At 54.7% G+C, this 21734-nt stretch carries 22 protein-coding genes; 10 read left to right on the top strand and 12 right to left on the bottom strand.

Annotated features, from left to right (window positions below):
• The first annotated feature begins 65 nt into the window (after positions 1-65).
• Both AB1763_05730 and AB1763_05725 read left to right on the top strand, forming a co-directional pair.
• Positions 66-509, top strand: coding sequence for a hypothetical protein (locus tag AB1763_05730; protein MEW5832319.1), 444 nt, complete (start codon positions 66-68; stop codon positions 507-509).
• Positions 503-1204 carry an exonuclease domain-containing protein gene (locus AB1763_05725; protein MEW5832318.1) on the top strand — a complete coding sequence of 234 codons (702 nt, stop codon included), beginning with the start codon at positions 503-505 and terminating at the stop codon, positions 1202-1204. Before AB1763_05730 ends, AB1763_05725 begins: the two co-directional genes overlap by 7 nt.
• Here AB1763_05725 and AB1763_05720 read toward each other — a convergent pair.
• Positions 1186-4680, bottom strand: coding sequence for an EAL domain-containing protein (locus AB1763_05720; GenBank protein ID MEW5832317.1), 3495 nt, complete (start codon positions 4678-4680; stop codon positions 1186-1188). The genes AB1763_05725 and AB1763_05720 overlap by 19 nt on opposite strands.
• Positions 4681-4856: 176 nt before the next feature.
• On the opposite strand from AB1763_05720, the gene AB1763_05715 reads away from it, so the two are divergent.
• From AB1763_05715 to AB1763_05680, 8 genes are all read left to right on the top strand, one after another.
• A complete protein-coding gene (locus AB1763_05715; protein MEW5832316.1) occupies positions 4857-5243 on the top strand; it encodes a hypothetical protein in 387 nt (128 codons plus the stop codon).
• The gene (rsmD, locus tag AB1763_05710; GenBank protein MEW5832315.1) at positions 5233-5820 is read left to right on the top strand and encodes a 16S rRNA (guanine(966)-N(2))-methyltransferase RsmD; all 588 of its coding nucleotides are present in this window, start codon (positions 5233-5235) and stop codon (positions 5818-5820) included. The genes AB1763_05715 and rsmD overlap by 11 nt, the downstream gene beginning before the upstream one ends.
• 73 nt (positions 5821-5893) lie before the next feature.
• A complete protein-coding gene (locus AB1763_05705) occupies positions 5894-6940 on the top strand; it encodes a flagellar basal body P-ring protein FlgI (GenBank protein MEW5832314.1) in 1047 nt (348 codons plus the stop codon).
• On the top strand, positions 6940-7224 hold the full coding sequence (locus AB1763_05700) for a rod-binding protein (GenBank protein MEW5832313.1): 285 nt from the start codon (positions 6940-6942) through the stop codon (positions 7222-7224). Before AB1763_05705 ends, AB1763_05700 begins: the two co-directional genes overlap by 1 nt.
• 66 nt (positions 7225-7290) lie before the next feature.
• On the top strand, positions 7291-7497 hold the full coding sequence (locus AB1763_05695) for a flagellar biosynthesis anti-sigma factor FlgM (GenBank protein ID MEW5832312.1): 207 nt from the start codon (positions 7291-7293) through the stop codon (positions 7495-7497).
• 17 nt (positions 7498-7514) lie between these two features.
• A complete protein-coding gene (locus AB1763_05690; GenBank protein MEW5832311.1) occupies positions 7515-7943 on the top strand; it encodes a hypothetical protein in 429 nt (142 codons plus the stop codon).
• A gap of 1 nt (position 7944) precedes the next feature.
• Positions 7945-9801 (top strand): flagellar hook-associated protein FlgK, encoded by a 1857-nt coding sequence (gene flgK / locus AB1763_05685; GenBank protein MEW5832310.1) that lies wholly within the window; start codon positions 7945-7947, stop codon positions 9799-9801.
• Positions 9801-10595, top strand: a complete 795-nt coding sequence (locus tag AB1763_05680; GenBank protein MEW5832309.1) for an ABC transporter permease — start codon at positions 9801-9803, stop codon at positions 10593-10595. Before flgK ends, AB1763_05680 begins: the two co-directional genes overlap by 1 nt.
• 3 nt (positions 10596-10598) lie before the next feature.
• Here AB1763_05680 and AB1763_05675 read toward each other — a convergent pair whose 3' ends face one another.
• The 11 genes from AB1763_05675 to AB1763_05625 are packed head-to-tail and all read right to left on the bottom strand — an operon-like array spanning position 10599 to position 21734.
• Positions 10599-10802 (bottom strand): (2Fe-2S)-binding protein, encoded by a 204-nt coding sequence (locus AB1763_05675; protein ID MEW5832308.1) that lies wholly within the window; start codon positions 10800-10802, stop codon positions 10599-10601.
• Positions 10799-11977, bottom strand: coding sequence for a glutathionylspermidine synthase family protein (locus AB1763_05670; GenBank protein ID MEW5832307.1), 1179 nt, complete (start codon positions 11975-11977; stop codon positions 10799-10801). Before AB1763_05670 ends, AB1763_05675 begins: the two co-directional genes overlap by 4 nt.
• Before the next feature lie 4 nt (positions 11978-11981).
• A complete protein-coding gene (locus tag AB1763_05665; protein MEW5832306.1) occupies positions 11982-12572 on the bottom strand; it encodes a hypothetical protein in 591 nt (196 codons plus the stop codon).
• Positions 12573-12591: 19 nt separating this feature from the next.
• Positions 12592-13020 carry a hypothetical protein gene (locus AB1763_05660; GenBank protein ID MEW5832305.1) on the bottom strand — a complete coding sequence of 143 codons (429 nt, stop codon included), beginning with the start codon at positions 13018-13020 and terminating at the stop codon, positions 12592-12594.
• A gap of 1 nt (position 13021) precedes the next feature.
• Positions 13022-16279 carry a carbamoyl-phosphate synthase large subunit gene (carB, locus tag AB1763_05655; protein MEW5832304.1) on the bottom strand — a complete coding sequence of 1086 codons (3258 nt, stop codon included), beginning with the start codon at positions 16277-16279 and terminating at the stop codon, positions 13022-13024.
• 57 nt (positions 16280-16336) lie between these two features.
• Positions 16337-17098 carry a rod shape-determining protein MreC gene (gene mreC / locus AB1763_05650; GenBank protein MEW5832303.1) on the bottom strand — a complete coding sequence of 254 codons (762 nt, stop codon included), beginning with the start codon at positions 17096-17098 and terminating at the stop codon, positions 16337-16339.
• Entirely contained in the window at positions 17091-18128 is a 1038-nt protein-coding gene (locus tag AB1763_05645) for a rod shape-determining protein (GenBank protein MEW5832302.1), read from the bottom strand. Before AB1763_05645 ends, mreC begins: the two co-directional genes overlap by 8 nt.
• A gap of 8 nt (positions 18129-18136) precedes the next feature.
• Positions 18137-19369, bottom strand: coding sequence for an ATP-dependent Clp protease ATP-binding subunit ClpX (clpX, locus tag AB1763_05640; protein ID MEW5832301.1), 1233 nt, complete (start codon positions 19367-19369; stop codon positions 18137-18139).
• Positions 19366-20151: an acyl-ACP--UDP-N-acetylglucosamine O-acyltransferase gene (gene lpxA, locus AB1763_05635; protein MEW5832300.1), complete on the bottom strand. Its 786-nt coding sequence runs from the start codon at positions 20149-20151 to the stop codon at positions 19366-19368. The genes clpX and lpxA overlap by 4 nt, the downstream gene beginning before the upstream one ends.
• 5 nt (positions 20152-20156) lie before the next feature.
• Positions 20157-20600, bottom strand: a complete 444-nt coding sequence (gene fabZ, locus AB1763_05630) for a 3-hydroxyacyl-ACP dehydratase FabZ (protein ID MEW5832299.1) — start codon at positions 20598-20600, stop codon at positions 20157-20159.
• 51 nt (positions 20601-20651) lie between these two features.
• On the bottom strand, positions 20652-21734 hold the full coding sequence (locus tag AB1763_05625; protein ID MEW5832298.1) for an epoxyqueuosine reductase QueH: 1083 nt from the start codon (positions 21732-21734) through the stop codon (positions 20652-20654).

The raw sequence follows: 21734 nt of genomic DNA, 5'->3' as shown, positions 1-21734 counted from the left end.
AGTTTGATATTATAAGTCAATGTTCGTTAAAATTATCCAAATTTACGGTGTTCCAAGGAGAATATGTGAGTTCAGCCCTCGACCGTCTCAAAAACCTGACCGCACAGATCTCCAGTTACGAGTTGGAACGCAAAAAAAACCTCAAAGAACTCGATCGGCTCTATGCCGTTTTGGGAATCGACGCAAAAGTTCTCCGTTTCGACGAGCTTTTCGATTTTAAAGCGATCAATCTCTCGGGGATCTCGCTTGCCGATGAGGACCTCGGAACGCTCAAAGAGGGGAAATACGCCCAGATCATCGGGATCGTCTACGACAAAGAGGCGAAAGTCAAAAACAAAAATATTTCGCTCGCCTACTACGGGCGGGTCGAAAAACTTTCCGAAGAACGGAAAAAAGAGATCATTGCGTTCGTGCTGGGATGGCGTTTCGAGAAAAGCTTCCGTACGCTTGAACACTATTATAAGCTGATGGGGCGGATCGGCGAAATTTCCGGCTCTGAAACATGCTGATCTTTTTCGACACCGAAACCACCGGGACCGATGTTCAAGACCGCATCTGCGCCGTCGGGATCGTGTGGGAAGAGCAGCTGCATGAAGAGTTCATCCACCCGGGGAAAAAGATACCGCCCTCGGCCTCGGCGGTGCATCAGATCACGAATGAGATGGTTGCGGATGCCCCCCCGTTTTCCCGTTCGCAAAGCTGCGCAATCCTCAAACGGCTCAACCTCGCTGCCAACACGCTCGTGTCGCACAATGCGCCGTTTGATCTTGCCATGCTCTCCAAAGAGGGGATCGAATGGCAAGGCGAGGTGGTCGATACCCTCAAATGCGCCAAAGCGCTGATGGACGATCTGGAGGGATATGCTTTGCAGTTTCTGCGATACGAATTACGGCTCTATCGGGAGGAAGAGGCGTTTTTTGCCGCCGAGGGCGTTACGGTATCTCCCCACCGACCTTTGAGCGATGCGCTTCACGTTCGGATGCTCTACACGTATCTGCTGGACCTCGCCGACCCTCAAAAGCTGATCGACATTTCACGCTCTCATGTCCTGCTCAACCGTCTCCCTTTCGGAAAATACGCCAAAAAACGGATCGAGGAAATCGCCCTCAAAGATCCCGGCTATCTCAAATGGATGCTCGATTCCCTCCACGATATGGATGAAGATCTTCGCTACAGCATCGAGCACTATTTGCGAAACGACTGAACGTATTTTTGTTCGAATTCCGCTGCGGGGATCGGCTTTTCGTAGTAGTACCCCTGTACCTCGTCGCATCCGGCACTTCGTAAAATCTCCAGTTGTTCGGCCGTTTCGACCCCTTCGGCAATTGTTTTCATGTTGAGGCTGTGGGCCATTTTGATGATCGTGTTGACGATGGTACGGTCTTCGGGATTCCGGGCGACGTCGTGAATAAATGACTGGTCGATTTTGAGTTTATAGGCTTTGAACTGTTTCAGGTAGCTCAGTGACGAGTAGCCGGTTCCGAAATCGTCGATCGACATCCGGATCCCGTTATCGTAGAGGGTATTCATGATGTTGATCGCTTCGAGCGGATTTTCCGAGGCGATCCGTTCGGTCAGCTCAAGTTCGAGATGTTCGGGGGGGAGGACCAGCTCTTCGAGAATCTCCAAAACCCTTTGGGTGAGCTGGGGGTTGCGAAACTGGATGGCGGAAAGGTTGACGGCCATAATGAACGGTTCGGCACCCGCGTCGATCCAGGCTCTGAGCTGTCCAAGCGCATGGCGCAATACCCAGTCTCCGATGGCGACGATCTGTCCGCTCTCTTCGGCGACGGGGATGAATTCATCGGGAGAAACGGCCCCGAGTTCGGGATGGGTCCATCGCAGCAGCGCTTCGGTGCCGATCAGTTTTCCGTCGCTCAAAGAGATTTGCGGCTGGTAGTGGATATGGAGTTGACCGCGCGCGATCGCGTGCCGAAGAGCGTTTTCGATTTCGAGGTTGCGGGCCGAACGGGCCTGCATCTCGGGGGCAAAAAAGCAATAGCGGTTTCGGCCGTTATGCTTGGCCCGGAACATCGCCGCATCCGCCGCCTGTGAGAGAGTGGTGAAGTTCGTACCGTCACCGGGGTAGAGGGCGATTCCGATGGAGGGCGTGATCGTAAGTTCGTAATTCTGGATCTGGTAGGGCTGCGAAATGCTTTCGATCAGCTTTTCGGCGACATTCGCGGTCCCCTCGGCATCGATGCCCGAGAGGAGGATCATAAACTCGTCCCCTCCCTGACGTGAGAGGGTATCGGATTCGCGGATCATCGACTGGATCCGCAAGGCCACCTGGACGAGCAGTTCGTCGCCGATGTGGTGGCCGAGGTTTTCGTTGATGTTTTTGAAATGGTCGAGATCGAGATAGAGGAGTGCAACCGACGTGTGGTTGCGGTAGGCGATCCGGATGGCGTAATTGAGGCGGTCGTTGAGCAGGGTTCGGTTCGGAAGCCCTGTAAGAGAGTCGAAATGGGCGAGCCAGTGGACTTTTTCTTCCGTCGTTTTTTGCGCCGTGATGTCCTGCATCGATCCTCTGAGGCGGACCACCTCACCGTTTTCGATCACGGGGATACCGATCGCACGGACCCATTTTTTGTTCCCCGCGGGGGTGGTCATATGGAGTATCACATCATAAGGGAGGGCTCGGGTTATCGCGGTATGAATGGCATTTTGTATTTTTTCGAGCCATTCGCCCTCGTAAACGCTCAAGCCGACCGTTTCGGTGGCCGGGGCATCGGGGTCCATGTCGTGGATACGTGCGGTCACTTTGGTCCAAGCCCCTTTGCCCGTTTTGACGTCGTACTCCCATCCACCGATCAATGCCGCTTCGCTCATCTCTTCGAGCAGCCTTTCGGTACGGATCAGATCTTCTTCGGCCGCTTTGCGTTTGGCTTCCCTGTCGAAATTTTCCATCGCAAACCCGATGTCCATCGCCATTTCGACCAGAAGTTCGCGGCTGGGTTCGTCGAACGCATCGAGATGGTTCGAATAGACCATGAACGCACCTGCGGGCTTGCCGTAAAGATGAATCGGCAGCGCGGCGGAGGATTTCCATCCGACCGCTTCGCCGCGCTCATGCCACGGAGCCGTCGCGGGATCATTCATGAAATCGGCACACCAGTAAGGGCGGTTTTCCCGGATGGCGATGCCGGTAGGGCCTTTGCCCGAAGGGGCATCTTCCCGGATCGAAATTTCGATCCCTTGCAGATATCCCAGCGTATCGCCATAGGACGCTGCAGGGCGGACAAATCCCGTTTCCGGGTCGATAAGGCCGATCCAGGCCATGCTGATGCCGCTTTCGGAAACAATCCCTTGGCACACTTCGGCAAACACCTCCTCGGGTGACGAGGCATGGACGATCGTTTTGTTGCAGTGGCTGAGGGCCGCATACAGATGACTGAGTTGCGTGATTCGCGTTTCGGCGTTTTTTCGCTCCGTAATGTCGCGCGCGACCCCCAGAATACCGATGAGGTTCCCCGTTTCGTCGAGCATCGGGGTTTTGATCGTCTCCATCAGGGCATGATGGCCGTCGTCGGCAAAAGTGAGCCACTCTTCGTTGACGCTGGGGGCGTGTTTCTCCATCGCCAGGCGGTCTTTGGCCCGGAAAAAGTCGGCCAGTTCCCGATCGACGAAATCGTAATCGCTTTTGCCGACGATTTCCGATTCTTTGGCACCGAAAAAACGTTCAAACATCGGATTGCACAGCAGATAAGTCCCCTCCGCGTCTTTGAGCCATACCGGATCGGGGATGGTACGCAGCAGCAGTTCAAGCCGCTTACGGGTGAGCGAAATTTCGGCTATTCGCTCGGCAACGTGGTGTTCGAGGGTGTCGCGCCGATTGCGCAGTTCGATGAATTGTTTCGCGATATAACCCAGCAACAGGCTGATGAACAATCCAAGGGCGCTTTGAAAAAGGATCGTTCCCCGATCGTGCCATCCCGCAGCGGGTGCTACGCTGAGTGTCCATTCGGCGTTGGGAAACGCGATGCGTTGACGTATGGGGTGATCAAGAGGGGCGGAACCTGATGCCGCGATGATCTGCACCCGGTCTGAACCCGGTGGAATGCGCGAGAGCCGATAGTGGTACCCGCTGCGGGAAAGGTCATCCATTTCGACGACGTCCAGCAGATCGGGCAGGCTGATAACGGTCAGGACGAATCCCCAGAACTTTTGATCTTCTCCGAGAAAAACGGGAAGTCTCCCGACAACCCCTTCGCCTCCTTGCATCAGGCGAATCGGCCCTGCAAGGGTGAGTTTGCCGCTTTGGAGCGCCAGCAGCGCTTCGGCTTTTTGTTCGGGGTGCCTGAGCAAATCGAGCCCGAGCGCTTGTTCGTTCCCTTTTATCGGAACGATATGGGTAATCGTACCCCCCGGAGCCAGGGCGATTTCATGGATCAGGGGATGGTGTTCGATCAGTTTATCGGCAATGAACGTAAAATTTTTGATGTCCATTCCGGTTTCGATCGCCGCCGCGATCGGATACGCGAGCACCATGCTCTGGTCGATGTGTTTGTGCAGGCGGGAAGCATGTTCGTGTGTGATGGACTGAAGAGAGTGGAGCTTGTCGTGTACTCTCATCCGGTCGAGATGGACGACGACGAATGCCGATACGACGGCACTGAGAAGAAAAATAATCGTTCCGACGCTCCACTCTTTGCATCGGGCGCCGCAAGAGATGTTCACAGGAAAAATGCGCAATAAAATACTCCCAACTCTCTCTGTCTTTATAATCCTATGATAGCAGAAATCGGTGAAAATAGCGATGAGAAGCATCCGAACTATGTTAATATACGGGGAATGGAACAAGGCAGAGCGGAAAGAACCTCTGCGCAACGATTATGAAGAGGGGAAGGGGAAACGTGAAAGTAGCCGTACAATGCGATTCGCCGCTTTTGCAGCGTTCGTTGGAACTTTTTTTGGAAGGGCAGCTCAGTTCGGTCCGCCAGTGCGATATTCTGATCCGCGACAAAGAGATTCGCGACGAGAACCGCCCCACTTTTATCATCGGTGCGACCGAATCGGCCGATTTGATCAAACCCTTTTCGAAAGCGCAGCTTCTCCACGCGCTGGGGCGCAAACTTGAATCGCTCCACCGCTCTTCCGCGGAACCCGCTGTCCCGGAACCCTCAGCCTCTTGCGAAGAAGAAGCGATCAGTTTCGAAGTGCTCGAACGCCACATCGAAAAACTGACCCGCGAATACCAGGCGAATATCCTCAAGGCGATACGGGCGTTTTATGAAAAATAATCCCCCGCTGACCAAAAAAATCATCGCGGGGAGATTTAAGGGCAAAACGCTTCGTCTCCCTTCCAAAGAGACGACCCGCAGTTCCAAAGCGATCGTCCTGGAATCGTTTTTCAATACGATCCAGTTCGACGTGATCGACGCCGTACTCGTCGAAGTATTTTCCGGAAGCGGTTCGGTGGGGCTTGAAGCGCTCAGCCGCGGGGCGAAAAAGATCCTGTTCATGGAAAAAGACCGCGATGCGATCAAAACTCTCCGCCACAATATCGCCCAGACCGACCCTGCCGCCTGCGAAGTATTCGAGGGAGACAGCTTTTCGAATATCGCGCAGGTGAAAAAAAGGCTCGAAAGCCTCGGCGAAAGCGCTTTTGTGTATGTCGATCCCCCTTTTGCCTACCGCGAAGGGATGGAAGAGATTTACGATAAAACCCTTGACCTGATCGCCGGGGTTCCCCCGCATCTGGCAAAACTCTTTATCATCGAGCACATGAGTACGCTGGAACTTCCCGATACGATCGGGGAATATCGGCGTCTCAAGAGCAAAAAATTTGGGAAAACGTCACTGACTTATTACGCCTGAGTGAGCTTTTCCCTCCGTTTCCGAAGAACTGGAATGAACTTTGCTTTTTCTTTGCACGTTTCAAAGGATAAGCATGAGAGTCATCGTAGCGTTTTTTTTACTCCTTTCATCACTGCAGGCCGCCCGGGTCGGTGAACTCGCCAATGTCGTAGGGGTGCGTGACAACCAGATTATCGGATACTCGCTTGTCGTCGGTCTGAAAAAAACGGGAGACGGAACCACCTCGAAATTTACCCTCCAGTCGATCGCCAACATGCTCAAAGCGATGAACATCGACATGAACCCGGTCGACATTAAATCCAAAAACGTCGCCGCCGTCGTCGTCACGGCCAAATTTGCTCCGTTCGCCCGCCAGGGGGATACATTCGACGTGGTTGTCTCTTCGATCGGGGACGCGAAATCCCTGGAGGGGGGGACGCTTTTGATGACGCCGCTCAAAGGGGTGGACGGGAAAATCTACGCACTTGCGCAGGGACCGGTGAGCATCGGCGGAAAAAACGAGCGGGGTGCGGGTTCCGAATCGCATCCGACCGCCGGCATGGTGTACGGCGGCGGGCTTGTCGAACGTGAAATCCAGCAGGACCTTTACCATCAGCAAAACGCGACGCTCTCACTCAAAACATCGAATTTTACGAATGCGGTTGCGATCCAAAACGCGATCAACGACCGTTATCGGGGTGAAGTCGCGACAGCCCTCGATTCCCGCACGATCAAACTGCAGCTCCCCAAAAACCGTTCGATGGTCGAGTTCCTGGCCGAAGTGCAGAATCTGGACGTCAACTACGCCCAGGAGCAGAAAATCATCATCAACGAGCGGACGGGGACGATCGTCGCGGGAGTCGACGTCGAAGTCAAACCCGTCGTCATCACGCAAGGCGACATGACGGTCAAAGTGCTTTCGCAGGACAATGTGGCCAAGCCTGCCGGAAGCGTCGCGATGGATAAAAGCCTTGTCATCGGGCTGAACGAAAACGAAATCTATACCGAAAAAGGGACGACGACGGTCGCGAATATCGCCCGTTCGCTCCAGAAACTCGGGGCAACCCCCAAAGAGATGATCGCCATTTTACAGGCGATGAAAAGCGCCGGTGCCATTACCGTAGACCTGGAGGTGATCTGATGGACGTTTCACACGTACAGTATCAAAAGCCCGTCCCGACCGTGGGGACGAAAGAAGGGGACGCAATCCTCAAGGAAAAAACGGACCAGTTCGAAGCGATCATTGTGAAGATGTTGCTCGATGAAGCGATGAAGGATGAAAAAAACCTTTTCAGCGCTAACGATCCGGGAGACAAAATCTTCAAATCGATGTACCGTGAGGAACTTTCCAACGCCAGTGCGGGAGGGTTCGGATTTTCGCAAATGCTGTTTGAACATTTGAGTCAAAAAGGGGTGAAAAACTAAATTTTTCGGAGTGTTTGCCGATATGGTAGATAGACATCATAAACGGACAAACCAGAAGGATTCACCATGATCTCAAGTGTGAACAGCTCAATCATGAAAGGCGTTTACCAAGAAACGTCGCTTAAGCCGAAAGAACAGGAAAAATCCTCTCAGTCGGTTTCCAAACAAGGTGACACCAGCCGGATCGAAGAGATCAAGTCTTCGATCGAAAAAGGCGAATACCGTGTCGATATCGAAGCGTTGGCGAAGCGCATCGCGCAAGAGCTGACTTAAACAAACAGGAGTTTATGATGTTGTCGTATCAGTTGAAAAGCGCTATCAAAGAACTGGAAGCCCTTATCGCATTGTCAGAAGAAGACATTGCCGATATCAAAGAGGCCAAGCATAATACACAGTTTGAACGTTTGGCGATCAAAGAAGAAAAAATCAAAAGTTTCGAAAACAAAAAAGCGATGATCGATCGTGAAATTTCGAAATTGATGACCGCCCAACCTTCCAAAGCGCTTTTCGAACTCCTCGATGACGAACAACATCAGCTTCTTGATCTTCTGAAAGAGAATCTCGCGAAACTTCGCGAGGTCAATCACCGCTACGCGAAAATGGTTTTAAGCGTCGGGGCTTTTTACAATACCCTTCTTGAACGTGTCGTACCGACACAGATGGATGGGTATCAGAAAGTCGCGTCCGCCGACGCGTCATTTTTGGAAGTGAGAGCGTAAAATGGCTTCCATCTTCAATGCCCTTCATATCGGTTACAGCGGTCTTAATGCCGCCCAGATCGGGATCGATACGACTGGTCACAATATTTCCAACGCCGAAACCGAAGGGTATTCCCGCCAGCGGGTGGTGACGTCGACCGCGTTTCCCGTCAGCGTCGATCCGGGACAGCGCGGGAACGGGACTCAAATCACCGAAATCGTCCGTATCTTCGATTCGTTTGTGTATAACCGTTATTCCAATACGGCACAATCCAAAGCCTATTCGGATACGATGAAAAAGCATCTCGAAGAACTCTCCACCTATTTTCCCGACATTGACAACATCGGGATCAAAGCGGACCTTCAGAACTATTTCAACGGATGGCAGGCATTGGCCAACAACCCCGGCAACAGTGCGTTGAAAGTGGCATTGGCGCAGCAGGCGCAAACGATGACGCAACATATCAGTCAGACACGCGATCAAATTGCCGCACTGCAGAGTTCGGTGAACGATCAGATCAAAATCAATGTGGAAGAGGTCAACCGCATTGCCGAAAAAATTGCGGGACTGAACAAATCGATCAACGAAGCCGAAGCCGGCGGGATCAACAACGCCAACGACCTTAGAGACCAGCGCAGTCAGTTGGAGATGACCCTCTCTGAACTGATGGGGGCGAAAACGGTCGTGCAAGGTGCCAAGACCAACAACGCCGTAGATAGCGATATCGCGGTAGAAGAGGGGAATTACACGATCCTTGTGGGCGGTTTCAACATCGTCGACGGTTCGAACTTCCATCCGATCGGTATTGAAAGCGCCAGCAGCGCCAAAGGGTTCAATACGCTCTATTATGAACGTCAAGACGGAGTGCAGATGCCTTTTGCCCAGGATGTCCGGGGCGGAAAAATCGGTGCTCTACTCGAGCTGCGCGGCTCCATCATCGGAGATGACGGCGAGTTTGAAAACGGCTTTTTACAAGAGACGATCGACAATCTCGATACTCTTGCCGCAGGATTGATTGAAGCGACGAACAACCTGTACGCGCAGAGTGCAACTTCGTCGATGCAGTCGACACCGCAGCCGTATACGGATACGCACACGCTGTTGACGACGGGAAAAAATTTCAGTGCCGGTACTTTCGACATCGTCGTATACGATATTAACGGAAATGTTGCGGCCCGTCGTACGATCACGATCGACGATGCGACGGTGATGGGTTCGATGCCGGCTCCTCCGGCAAACAGTATCGTAGGGCAGCTCAATGCGGTTCAGGACGATACGGGTGATGGAAATGCGCTGAACGACATCGATGATATGCTCTTGACACAGTTCGGGACGGCAGACAACATTCTGCGGATCGATTTTATATCGGGTAGCGGTCTGGCGGAGCAGGGGTATACATTTGCGATCGAAGACAACGGCACCAATTTTGCCGGGGTATTGGGGCTGAGCCGTTTCTTCGACGGCGACAGTGCCAAAAATATCGATCTGAACATGGACATTAAAACTGACGTTAGCAATATACGGGGATTTAAGGCTCCTGTAGACGGGAATGCCGGAACCGCACTGGGGATGGTCGAATTGCAGTTTACCAAAGTCAGCTTTTTGCACCGTTCGAACGCAACCATCGACACGATATACGGGTTTTACGATTCGACCGCAACGACAGTCGGCACCATGACGAATTCCGTTATTCTTGGCAATGATACGATTACGGCGCAATTCAATGCGATTAAACAAGAACACGACTCGATCTCCAAAGTGAGCATCGACGAAGAGATGGCCAATCTCATCCGCTACCAGACCTCTTACGGCGCCGCCGCGAAAGTCATTACGACGATCGATCAGATGATGCAGACGCTTCTGGGGCTGAAGCAGTAATGCCCCTCTTTAGCATGGTCTCCCTCGCGGGGGTCATCCTTTTTTCTTTTCTCGGCCCTTTTTTCTATACGGTCGATCCGCAGTATTTCAATCCGAATGCCATTCTCCTTCCCCCCTCGTCGGCCTACTGGTTCGGCACCGACCGTTTGGGGCGGGACATGCTCGCGCGCTTGATGGAGGGTGGGCAGGTCTCGCTGCTGATCGGCCTGGGGAGCGCTCTTTTTTCGACTTTTATCGGGCTGATGTACGGGGTAAGCGCCGCACTGTTGCGGGGCGGGTTCGACAAGCTTTTTATTGTCGTCGTCGATTTGTTCCTGACGTTTCCGACCCTGTTTTTGCTGCTGACACTGGTCAGCTACGTCAACGCGTCGATCTGGGTGCTGATCGTGATCATTTCGGTAACGGGATGGATGAGCACCGCGCGACTGATCCGTTCGGAGAGTTTCGCGATCTCCTCAAAACCGTTTATCCGCATTTTACGCATCGCGGGGGTCAACCCGCTCAGGATCATATTGAAATATTATGCCCCGCTGCTTTCACCGATCGTTCTGGTCAGTTTTACGTTCGGGGTAGGGGGGGCGATCCTGGCCGAATCGGGATTGTCGTTTCTGGGACTGGGGATCACGCCGCCGCAGATGAGCTGGGGGAGTATCCTCAGTACGGGCAAAGAGGTGATCGACATCGCGTGGTGGGTGAGTTTCTTTCCGGGGCTGATGATCTTTATCGTGACGTTTGCGCTGATGAATATTTCAAACGACGTGCAGGCGCGCATGAACCGCAAAGAGGTTCGATAGGGGTCAGGACCTTTTCAGGATTGCTTCGGCGTTCAGGAGCGCATAGGGGAAAGGGAGATCGACGTCGCTGCAGGCGGGGTCGAGGCATTCGGTGCATCCCTGCCCGACGCAGGTGATGCTTTGGATCGTTTCTGCGTCGTTGCCGTGGCGTTCCATCGCTTCGATGATCTCTTCGAGCGTGACGCTTCGGCAGGCGCAGACGATCATCGCAGGACGTGTCCCACGAATTTGGAGAGGTTGTCCAGAATGTCTCCCCCTCGGCGGAACCCGAGGCCGCACGCCTCGTACGCGAAGAACACTCCCGCCTGGTAGGCGTTCCCCCGCGTATCGCGGGGGAATTCGACGTATTCTTGGTAGATCGGTTTGAAATTGGCGTAGGGACCGTCATGGGAAGCGGTAACGTTTCCGGAGATATCAAGGATTTTGACGTTCGCTCCCTCGCGCCCGAACATCCGTTTCTCGACGTACGGAACTCCCTTGAGCGGTTCGAAGGAAGTTTTGAGAAGGTACGGCGAATCGGGGAAGAGGTCGCACAGGATTTTCATCATCCCTTTCGATTGGAACAGCAGGGTATAGGCGGGATTGAGGATAATCGCCTTTTGGTTGAGCATGATTGTCTGAAGCTGGGTCGCGAGTTCGGGCTCTTCGATGGCGATGTCTTCCCACGGAAACAGTTTGAACCAATACTCATAAGGGGTTTCGGTGCTGTCGTAGATTCCCTCGTCGTCGAATTTGACGCCGCCGAGCGGTTCGAATCCGGTTGCGAATCCCGCATCGATCGCCATCTGCTGCAGTAGCCTGACCGTCTGCTCTTCCTCGATATTGCCGCTCATCGCGCTAAAGAGGATTTGCCACCCTTCGTAATGACGTTCGAACAGCGCGGGGTCGTCGAACAGGGTGACGAGGCGGCGGAAATTGTCGCTGATGGCCGCATAAACGTTGTTAAACTGCCGTTCTTCGTTCATGCGGTTGTGTTTGAGGATCGCCCATTGGATGATCGCCGTTTCGAATAGGGCGGTCGGGGTATCGGCGTTGAACTCGATCAGTTTGATCGGTGCCCCGCCGATTCCCCCGGCGAGGTCGAAGCGCCCGTAGAGATGCCAGTGAACGTCGTTCTCCCAGCTTTTCTTGATCGTTTCGACCAGATTGAAGGGGATTCCGAGTTCGAAAAACAGGTTATTGTCGATGACGTGTTGCGCGGCGGTCGCGTACATGTCGTAGAGCTCGTTGGCCGCTTCGTAGTAGGCTTCGGCTTCGGCGTCGGTCACGACCACGAGCTCATCGGCGACGTATTTGCCCGCCTCAGCGTCGGTATGCCAGTGAAAACCGATCTGCTCCAGGACCCGGTCGTCGATGGGGGTGACTTTTTCGAGTGTAACCATACCCTCAGCCTCCGTAGCTGCTGCTGGAAGTCGTCGACGAAGAGGCGGTATTGCCGAAGTAACTTTTTTTCTGAGTCGATCCGGTCGAGGTCGGGGCAGCGCCCGACGTCGAGCGGTAATAGCCCGAACGGTTCGACATGTCCTGATGTTTGCGGACGTTCGCGTTATTCATCAGGGCGTTTCCGATCATGTTCCCAAGCAACGCCCCCCCGGCTGCGGCGAGGATCGTTCCGGCCAGCCCCATCCCTTCGCCTGAGGGCTCGGCATTGAGCTCGGATTGTCCGGCTTCCATTTTTTTGTATTCCTGATCGGCCAGCGTTTTCATCTCCGCTTCGGTGAGGACGCGTTCGTGGACGGTGCCGTTTTCGTCCGTTTCACGGATGATCGCGCGGCTGGGTCCCTCTGTCGGCATCTCTTCGACGATGACGTATTTTCCGTTGGTAAGCTGTTCGACGACGAGGAACTTGTTCTGGGCCTGCGCCTGCTCTGTCGCACTCTGTTCTTCGGGAGCGCTTTGGCATCCGGTGAGGGCATTGACGAGGATGAGCCCGAATGAGCCCAGAAAAGCGGATTTGGCATTCAATACGTGTTTCATGGTTACTCCTGTGTTATGGTTATCGTATCCGCCTGAGCCGGTTGCGGCCCAAACGGTAAATTTTTGAGGAAGGCTGTTCGCTTAAACCCCGTGCGTCTTCGACGATCCGGTCGGCTCTCGACCGGCAAAAATCGGGATCGAACGAAGCCCCGCTGGCATTGGCCGAAGTGGAATAAAACCATCCGTGCCGATCGATTAGCCGGGCATGTTCGGCGTCGGTAACGTAGCGGAACGCCTGGTTTTTGACGATGAAAGTGGTTTTTCGCGCGTGGCGGACACGCCGTCGGTGAAAGAGCGGAACGCGTAATTGCGCCCGGAGAACACGCAGCTCGCAGAAGACTTTTAAAAACGGTTTGTTCTGATCGCGCCCTTTGGCTTCAAAAAGGCGCTCGGAATTCTGGGAGAGAAAACCGACGGTCGTGTCGGTTTGCGCGAGATAGACGCTCATGTTACGAGCGGAGGTAGTCTTGAAGCGCGTTGGGAGACATCCAGCTCTCGTCGCTCATGTGTCCCATCGCTTCGATGGCCGCGCGTGCCGCGCTGAGGGTGGTGAAATAGGGGATCCCCATACGCAGGACGATCTGACGGATCTGCTCGGCGTCTTTTTTGGCCGTTTGGTTGTCGGAGGTATTAATCGCCAGGGCGATCTCCCCGTTTTTCATGACGTCTTCGATGTTCGGACGCCCTTCGGAGATTTTGAGAACCGCTTCGCACGGAATTCCCGCAGCTTCGATGATCTTTTGGGTTCCACGCGTCGCGATCAGTCGGAACCCCTGCCGGTGAAGGCCGCGGGCGATTTCGGGCGCGTGTTTCTTGTCACTGTCGATGAACGATAAAAAGCAGGTGCCCGACGTCGGGATTTTATTGCCCGCCGCGAGCTGGCTTTTGGCAAAACTGACACCGAAGTTGGCGCTGATCCCCATGACTTCCCCGGTTGATTTCATCTCCGGAGAGAGGACGAGGTCGGCACCGTAGAGTTTGTTGAACGGGAAAACCGCCTCTTTGATCGCAACGTGCCCTTTGAGGCGCGGTTTGAGCAATCCGTTCTCTTCCATGACGATGTTGTAATGGTCGTAGTATTTGAGGGCGTCGCGGAGTTTTTCACCCATCATGACCCGCGTCGCGACTTTCGCCAGCGGCATTCCCGTCGCTTTGGAGACGAAAGGAACCGTACGTGAAGCACGCGGGTTGACTTCGATCAGGTAGATTTCGTTTTGATAGATCGCGTACTGGATATTGAGAAGACCGATGACGCCGAGTCCGAGGGCGATCGTTTTGGTCTGCGCTTCAACCTGCGCTTTGAGCTCGGGGGTGAGTCCTACCGGGGGAAGCGAACACGCGCTGTCGCCCGAATGGATACCGGCTTCTTCGATGTGTTGCATGACCGAACCGATGTAGACCTCGGTACCGTCGCTGATCGCATCGACGTCGAGTTCGACCGCCTGATCGAGGAATTTGTCGACGAGAACGGGAGAGTCGTTACTGACCGATACGGCGACGTCCATGTAGGTGCGCAGCTCGTCTTCGTTGTAGACGATCCGCATCGCGCGTCCTCCCAGAACGTAAGAAGGGCGGACGAGGACGGGATAGCCCAGCCGCTGGGCGATTTCAAACGCCCCTTCTTTCGTCATTGAAAGGCCGTTTTCGGGCTGTTTGAGCCCTTTTTCGACGACGAAAGCCGAGAATTTCTCGCGGTTTTCCGCCAGGTCGATCACTTCAGCGGAGGTTCCGGCGATTTTGGCGCCGATGGCGTGGAGAGAGTTGGCGAGTTTGAGCGGCGTCTGACCGCCGAAATGGACGATGATCCCATCGGGCTGTTCCGCCTCGACGATGGAGCGGACGTGCTCAAAATCGATCGGTTCGAAGTAGAGGACGTCGGAGGTATCGTAATCGGTTGAGACGGTTTCGGGATTACAGTTGACCATGATCGTCTCGATCCCCATCTCTTTGAGAGCGAACGAGGCGTGGACGCAGCAATAGTCGAATTCGATTCCCTGCCCGATGCGGTTCGGTCCGCCTCCGAGGATCATCACTTTTTTCTTGTCGCTTGCCCGGGGAGCCTGGAGGCCCAGGCGGGTGATGTTGGTGGTCGAATACAGATACGGCGTCAGCGAACCGAATTCGGCCGCACACGTATCGACTTCGTTGTACTCAAAAGCGATTCCAAGCGCTTTTCGGGCGTTGTAGACGTCGAGTTCCGTCGCGCTTCCGCCGTTTTGGGCAATCAGTTTCGCAATCATCTTGTCCGAAAAACCTTCGGTTTTCAACCGGCGAAGCTGTGCTTCATCAGAGAGGGTGGCAACCGTTACGTTCGCCTCCTGAGCGACGATCTCTTCGATCTGGTTCAGGAACCATGGATCGATTTTGGAAAGTTCGAAGATCTCTTCGACGCTGAGTCCCATACGGAAGCCCTGCGCGACGTAGAGGATCCGCTCGGCGTTGGGGCGGCGGATTTCGTGTTTGATGAATTCGGGATCGGCACTGATCGGATCAAAGCCGCACAGCCCGGTCTCAAGAGAACAGAGAGCTTTTTGGACCGACTCTTTGAAGGTGCGCCCGATGGCCATTGCTTCTCCGACCGATTTCATGCTCGTCGTCAGCGTCGACTCGGCTTCGGGGAATTTTTCGAAAGTGAAACGGGGAAGTTTGGTGACGATGTAGTCGATGACCGGTTCGAACGCCGCGGGGGTGCCGGTAATATCGTTGGTAATCTCATCAAGGGTGAACCCGACGGCCAGCAGCGTCGCGACTTTCGCGATCGGGTAGCCCGTCGCTTTGGAAGCGAGCGCCGAGGAGCGCGATACGCGGGGGTTCATTTCGATGACGATCATGCGCCCCGTTTTGGGGTTGACGGAGAACTGGACGTTTGATCCGCCCGTATCGACGCCGATTTCACGCAGGATCGCGAAGCTCGCGTCGCGCATCCGCTGATATTCTTTGTCGGTGAGGGTGAGTGCCGGGGCGATCGTGATCGAGTCCCCCGTGTGGACGCCCATGGGATCGAGGTTTTCGATCGAACAGACGATGATGCAGTTGTCGTTACGGTCGCGGATAACCTCCATCTCGTACTCTTTCCACCCCAGAAGCGATTCCTCGATCAGGATTTCGGTGATGGGCGATTCGTCCAGACCGCGCTGTGCGAGGATCTTGAATTCGTCAATGTTGTAGGCGACGCCGCTTCCGCCCCCCGCAAGGGTGTAGGAAGCGCGGATGATGATCGGGAACCCGATCGCTTCGGCCGCCGCGAGCGCTTCATCCATGTTGTAGGCGTAACGGGAGATCGGGAGGTCCATTCCGATTTTGATCATCGCCTCTTTGAATGCCTGGCGGTCTTCTCCTTTTTTGATCGCCGCGGGGTTCGCACCGAGGAATTCGATCCCCTCGAGCATCCCTTTCTCATACATCTGCATCGCTGCGTTGAGGGCGGTTTGTCCTCCCATCGTCGGCAGGATCGCGTCGACGTTCTCTTTTTTGATGATTTCGGCGATGATTTCGGGTTTGATCGGTTCGATGTAGGTACGGTCGGCAAATTCGGGGTCGGTCATAATGGTTGCCGGATTGGAGTTGATCAAAACGACGCGGTATCCGAGCTCTTTGAGCGTTTTAACCGCCTGTGTTCCGGAATAGTCGAATTCGCAGGCTTGACCGATGACGATCGGGCCTGATCCGATGAGTAATATCGTTTTGATGTCGTCGCGTTTTGGCATTGAGACCCCTCATACAAAAAATTTGTATATTATAGGGCAAAGGCACTTAAAATCGGATTATCTGACCTTCGTGATGACGTGAAAATAGGCGGGATTCTTGCCGTAAAAGTAGGGTTCGACGACGGCGCTCTGGTACCCTTGCGCTTTGGAAATCGAGACGACTTTCCCGACTTTGAGCCCCGCAAGGAAAATTTTGTCAAGACCCGACGTCAACACTTCGTCGCCTACCGCGATGGGGATCCATGTCGGGATGAATTCGACGATCAGCCGCTTGCTGTTGTTCCCCCGGACGATGCCGGGGGCCATGTTGGCACCGACGTTTACGGCATAGGAGCTTTTCGCGTCGCCGTTGAGCAAAGCCATCGCCCGTCCGTTGTTCGAGACGACGATCCCCGCCGCGTAACCCCGGTACAAAAGCCCGTAGACCGAGCGGGGATTGAACCCGCTCATTTCGATCCAGAGTTTATGCGGATCGCCGAAGCGGACGTACGAAAGGGCGCGGACGAGGGATACGTTTGCGTCGGTTTGCATCGTACTGTTGTGCTCAATGAGGAGTTTTTGGTATTCGTCCGCCACCTGGTGCAGCGAAAGGAGTTCCGTCTCGTAAAAGCGGTTTTTCTCCCGCAGGTCCATAATCGTGCGTTGCTGGTCGAAATGTTCCTCGATCGCGTGCGCGACGTTTTCGGTTCCTTGATGATAGGAAAGTTTGAGAGCGGATGTCAGGCGGAGAATCGGGGATTGGAGCAGTCCGGTAAAGTACAGGGCTCCGCCGACCGCGAGGGCCAGCAGGAGAATGAGACTCAGCTTTTGTTTATTCATTATCGAACAGTTCGTGGAGTTGGTCGATCTCCTCGAGTGCGCGTCCGGTACCGCGGGCGACGCACAGCAGAGGCTCGTCGGCGACGTATACCGGGATTTTGATGATTTCGGAAATGTATTTGTCAAGCTGGCGGATCAATGCGCCGCCGCCGGTGAGGATGACCCCGTTGTTGACGATGTCCCCGGCAAGATCGGGCGGCATGTTCTCCAACACGTCACGTACCGCTTCAAGGATCTCTTTGAGCGGCTCGCGCATCGCTTCGCGGGCATCTTCGCTGGTCAGTTCGATCGACGTCAGAAGCCCTTCGACCTGGTCGCGGCCGTTGATGATCATTTTGAGTTCCTGATGCAGCGGCATTGCCGTACCGATATTGATCTTGATGTCTTCGGCAATACGCTCACCGATGAGGAGGTTGTATTTGCGTTTGACGTAATCCATGATGGCGCGGTCGATTTTGTCTCCCGCGATACGGATCGAGCGGCACAGGACGAGGCCGCCCAGCGAGATAACGCCGATTTCGGTCGTCCCTCCGCCGATGTCGACGACGATGTTCCCTTTGGGTTCGCGGATGTCGATCCCCGCTCCGATCGCGGCGGCCATCGGTTCGTCGATCAGATACACTTCGCGTGCACCGGCGCTCATGGCCGATTCGCGGACCGCTTTACGCTCGACCTGCGTCAGACCGTAAGGGACGCAGATGATGATGCGCGGACTGATGAGGCTGCTGCGGCCGTGCGCTTTTTCGATGAATTTACGGATCATTTTTTCGGTCATGTCGAAGTCGGCGATGACCCCGTCTTTCATCGGACGGATCGCTTTGATATTCCCGGGAGTTTTCCCGACCATCTCTTTGGCTTCGCGCCCGACGGCGAGAACTTTTTGCTGACCGTATTTTTCGGTTTTTACCGCAACGACGGAGGGTTCGTTGATGATGATTCCGCGTCCTTTGGAAATGACGAGCGTATTAGCAGTCCCCAAGTCGATGGAGAGGTCATTTGAAAACATTCCGATAAGTTTGTTGAATAGCATTCTCTGTCCTATGCGCTTTTTTGATTCGATTTTTTGATGTAAACCGGCTGGGTCTGTGATTCGACCACCTCTTTGGTAATGAGCACCTCGTATCCGCTGTATTCGGGGAGCTCGTACATGGTGTCGCCCATAATCTCTTCCATGATGGCGCGAAGTCCCCGGGCCCCGGTTTTGCGTGCGAGCGCTTTTGCGGCGATCGCTTTGAGGGCGTCGGGTTCGAACGAAAGCTCGACGTTGTCGATGGCGAAGAGCTTGGTGTACTGCTTGACCAGCGAGTTTTTGGGTTCCGTGAGGATGCGGACCATCTCGTCTTCGGTGATTTTATTCAGCGACGCGATGATCGGCAGACGTCCGATCAGCTCGGGGATGAGGCCGTAGCTGACCAGATCGTCGGGTTCGACGTTTTCGAAACTGTCGTCCATATCGGCCGAGGAGCGTTTTTCCTGACCGAATCCCATGACGTTTTTCCCCTGTTTGCGTTCCAGGATCTGCCCCAGGCCGTCAAACGCCCCGCCGCAGATGAAAAGGATCCCCGACGTATCGATCTGGATGAAATCCTGGTTGGGATGTTTGCGTCCCCCTTTGGGAGGGATATTGACGACGGCACCTTCGATGATTTTGAGCAGCGCCTGCTGGACCCCTTCGCCCGATACGTCACGGGTGATCGATCGGTTTTCGCTCATGCGTGAAATCTTGTCGATTTCATCGATAAAAACGATCCCCTGCTGGGCGCGCTCGACGTCGCCCTCCGCCGCCTGCAGCAGCTTGGTGAGGATGTTCTCGACGTCCTCGCCGACGTATCCCGCTTCGGTCAGGCTCGTGGCGTCGGCAATCGCGATCGGGACGTTGAGCACCCGTGCGATCGTCTGGGCCATCAGCGTTTTGCCGCTTCCGGTCGGTCCGATCAAAAGGACGTTGGATTTGGCGATTTCGGTTTCGTCTTCGATTGCCGAGTGCTTGAAAATCCGCTTGTAATGGTTGTAAACGGCGACGGAGAGGAGCTTGCGCGCCCGTTCCTGGCCGATGATGTACTGTCCCAGGAAAGCGTTGAGCTCTTTGGGAGTCAGCAGTTCGGTCGGGATGTGTTCGACTTTTTCGCTACTTTGCTCGTCATGGTCGCCGAACATGATTTTATAAGCCGAGAAAACGCAGTTTTTGCAGATGTAAACGTTGTTGCCGGCGATCAGCGGGTTGTGGTCGCTCTCTTGCGCTTCGCAGAAGCTGCAGTGGCGATGGATCATGACTCTTTCCTTTCAAACGGGATACCCCGTTTGGTGTTGATGATAAACGCGCACATGTTTTTGACGTACTCGCTGGAGGTGCTTTCGGCGAGTGCCGCGGCGACTTCCTGGAGCGGTTTGCCCGATTCGAACAGCTCGCGGTAGGCCGCACGCAGCGCGTCGATGTGCTCGCGCTCGATGTGCCGGCGAAGGCCGTTGAGATTCAACCCGCGCAAAACGGCGCGGTTCCCTTCCGCCAGACAATAGGGAGGGACATCCTGCGAGAGGGCCGAGGCTCCCGCGATCATGGCATAATCGCCGATTTTGACGAACTGGTGGACGGGGGTCATTCCACCGATGACGGCGTAATTCCCCATTTCGACGTGTCCGGCGAGCGTCGCGGCGTTGGCGAGGATGCAGTGATTGCCGATGATGACGTCGTGCCCCAAGTGGACGTATCCCATGAAAAGGTTGTCGTTCCCGACGACGGTTTTCCCGCCCCCTCCGGCGGTGCCGGGGTTAAAAAGGGTGAACTCCCGGATTTTGTTGCGGTCGCCGATGATGAGTTCGACCTCTTCGCCCGCGTATTTGAGATCCTGTGGAATGGACCCCAGAACCGCGTGGGAGAAAATTTCGTTGTATTCACCGATCGTGGTGTTGCCGTAGATGCACGCACCCTGCGCAATGCGGGTCCCTCTGCCGATTTTGGCTTTGCCCGAGATGAAGCAAAAAGCGCCGATTTCGACGTCAGGACCGATCTGGGCTCCCTCTTCGATGATGGCGTGTGGAGAAATCAGACTCATAAGGCCTACTTGTCTACGATCATGGCTTTGAGTTCGGCTTCGGAGACGAGAGTGTCGTCAACGTAGGCTTCTCCTTTGAGAACCCAGATCGAACCTTTGTGCTTGACAACGCTCATGCGGTATTCGAGACGGTCACCCGGGCGGACGGGGGAACGGAATTTGGCTCCGTCGATACTCATGAAGTAGACGACTTTCTGTGCCGCTTCCTCTTCGGTCATGTCCATGCTCTGGAATGCGAGGATACCGCCGGCCTGAGCCATGCCTTCGAGAATCATGACGCCCGGATAGATCGGGTGGCCCGGAAAGTGTCCTTCGAAAATCTGTTCGCCGATGGTGACGTTTTTGTAGCCGACGAGAGTTTCGTTGGGGGTCAGGTCGGTGACGCGGTCGACGAGGAGGAAGGGGAACCGGTGGGGCAAAATTTTTTGAATCTGGACGACATCTATCATACTGTTAAATACCTCGGGTAAAAAAATCGTCCTAGTTTATCGCAAAAATGGTTAATTATTGATTATGAGTTTTTCCCGCGTGTCCGTATATGTCTTTGTTTCGAGCCAAAGGGAGACTTTGGCGGTCGGGATCGAATCGACGACGATCAGGGCGGACGTATCGTAAGGACTTCCGAGCAGGAGCGTGCGCAGCGAAATTTCGGTTTCGACCGGCGGTGCGTCGAACATAAGCCGTTGCGTGTTTGCGTAGCCGGATGACGTAAGAGCATTGAAGGTGTCGAGGGTGATAAAGCGTACCTCTTCGCGGTTGAGGAAATACTGCCCGTTCATTTCGAAGTCGATTTTACCCTCGGTCGTCGTGCGGCTGATGGTCGAATAAAACAGGGGATGGGAGGGGACGACCTCTCCCCCGATCCGCAGCGATGCACGAAGGAGACGGTAGTTGAGAAACCGCTCTTTGACGATCCGGTAGGGGATGCCGGAAGCTTCGAGTTCCATCCGGCGGGCGTACATTGCAAGGCGTTCTTCGATCGATGCGGGGAGAACCTGGCGGGTGAGGGGAGAGAACATCTCGTCCATGAGCCGCTGCTGCTGATCCCGTTGCATGGAGAGTCCGAAAAGGCAGCCGCAGTAATCCTGGCGATAGAGCTGCTGTTCGCGGCTGACCCGTCCCTGGTCGGCGGTGCCGTTGTTTTTGCGGTAATCGAACGCGACGAAGCGGACGCCGTGGGACGCTTCGAAGGCTGCACCGCTTCGGATGAGCTGCTCCTGGGATTTTTTGGGGCTGACGAGGAGAGTGGTCGTCATCGTCTTTTCTCCCAATTCGAGCGCTTTGTGCGCGCTCACTTCGAACCGTTTATCAAAGCATACCTCGCATCGCGCCCCTTTCTCGGGTTCGTTTTCCAGGCCGCGTACGGCGTCCATCCAGTTCTCGAAATCGTAGGGTCCTTCGATCAGCTCAATGCCCAGTTTTTTACAGCTGCGCTCGACATCGAGGAGACGGAGGCGGTATTCACTGTAGGGATGGATATTGGGGTCATAGAAGAACCCGACGAGTTTTTCGTCGGGGAATTCCTGCTGCAGTTTCTCGATAAAGAAGTGGGAATCGACGCTGCAGCAGATATGGACGAGCAT

Source organism: Campylobacterota bacterium (assembly GCA_040752835.1).
GTDB lineage: Bacteria > Campylobacterota > Campylobacteria > Campylobacterales > Sulfurimonadaceae > Sulfuricurvum.
The sequence above is the reverse complement of the archived record's forward strand: the minus strand, read 5'-3'. Positions and strand labels throughout refer to the sequence as shown.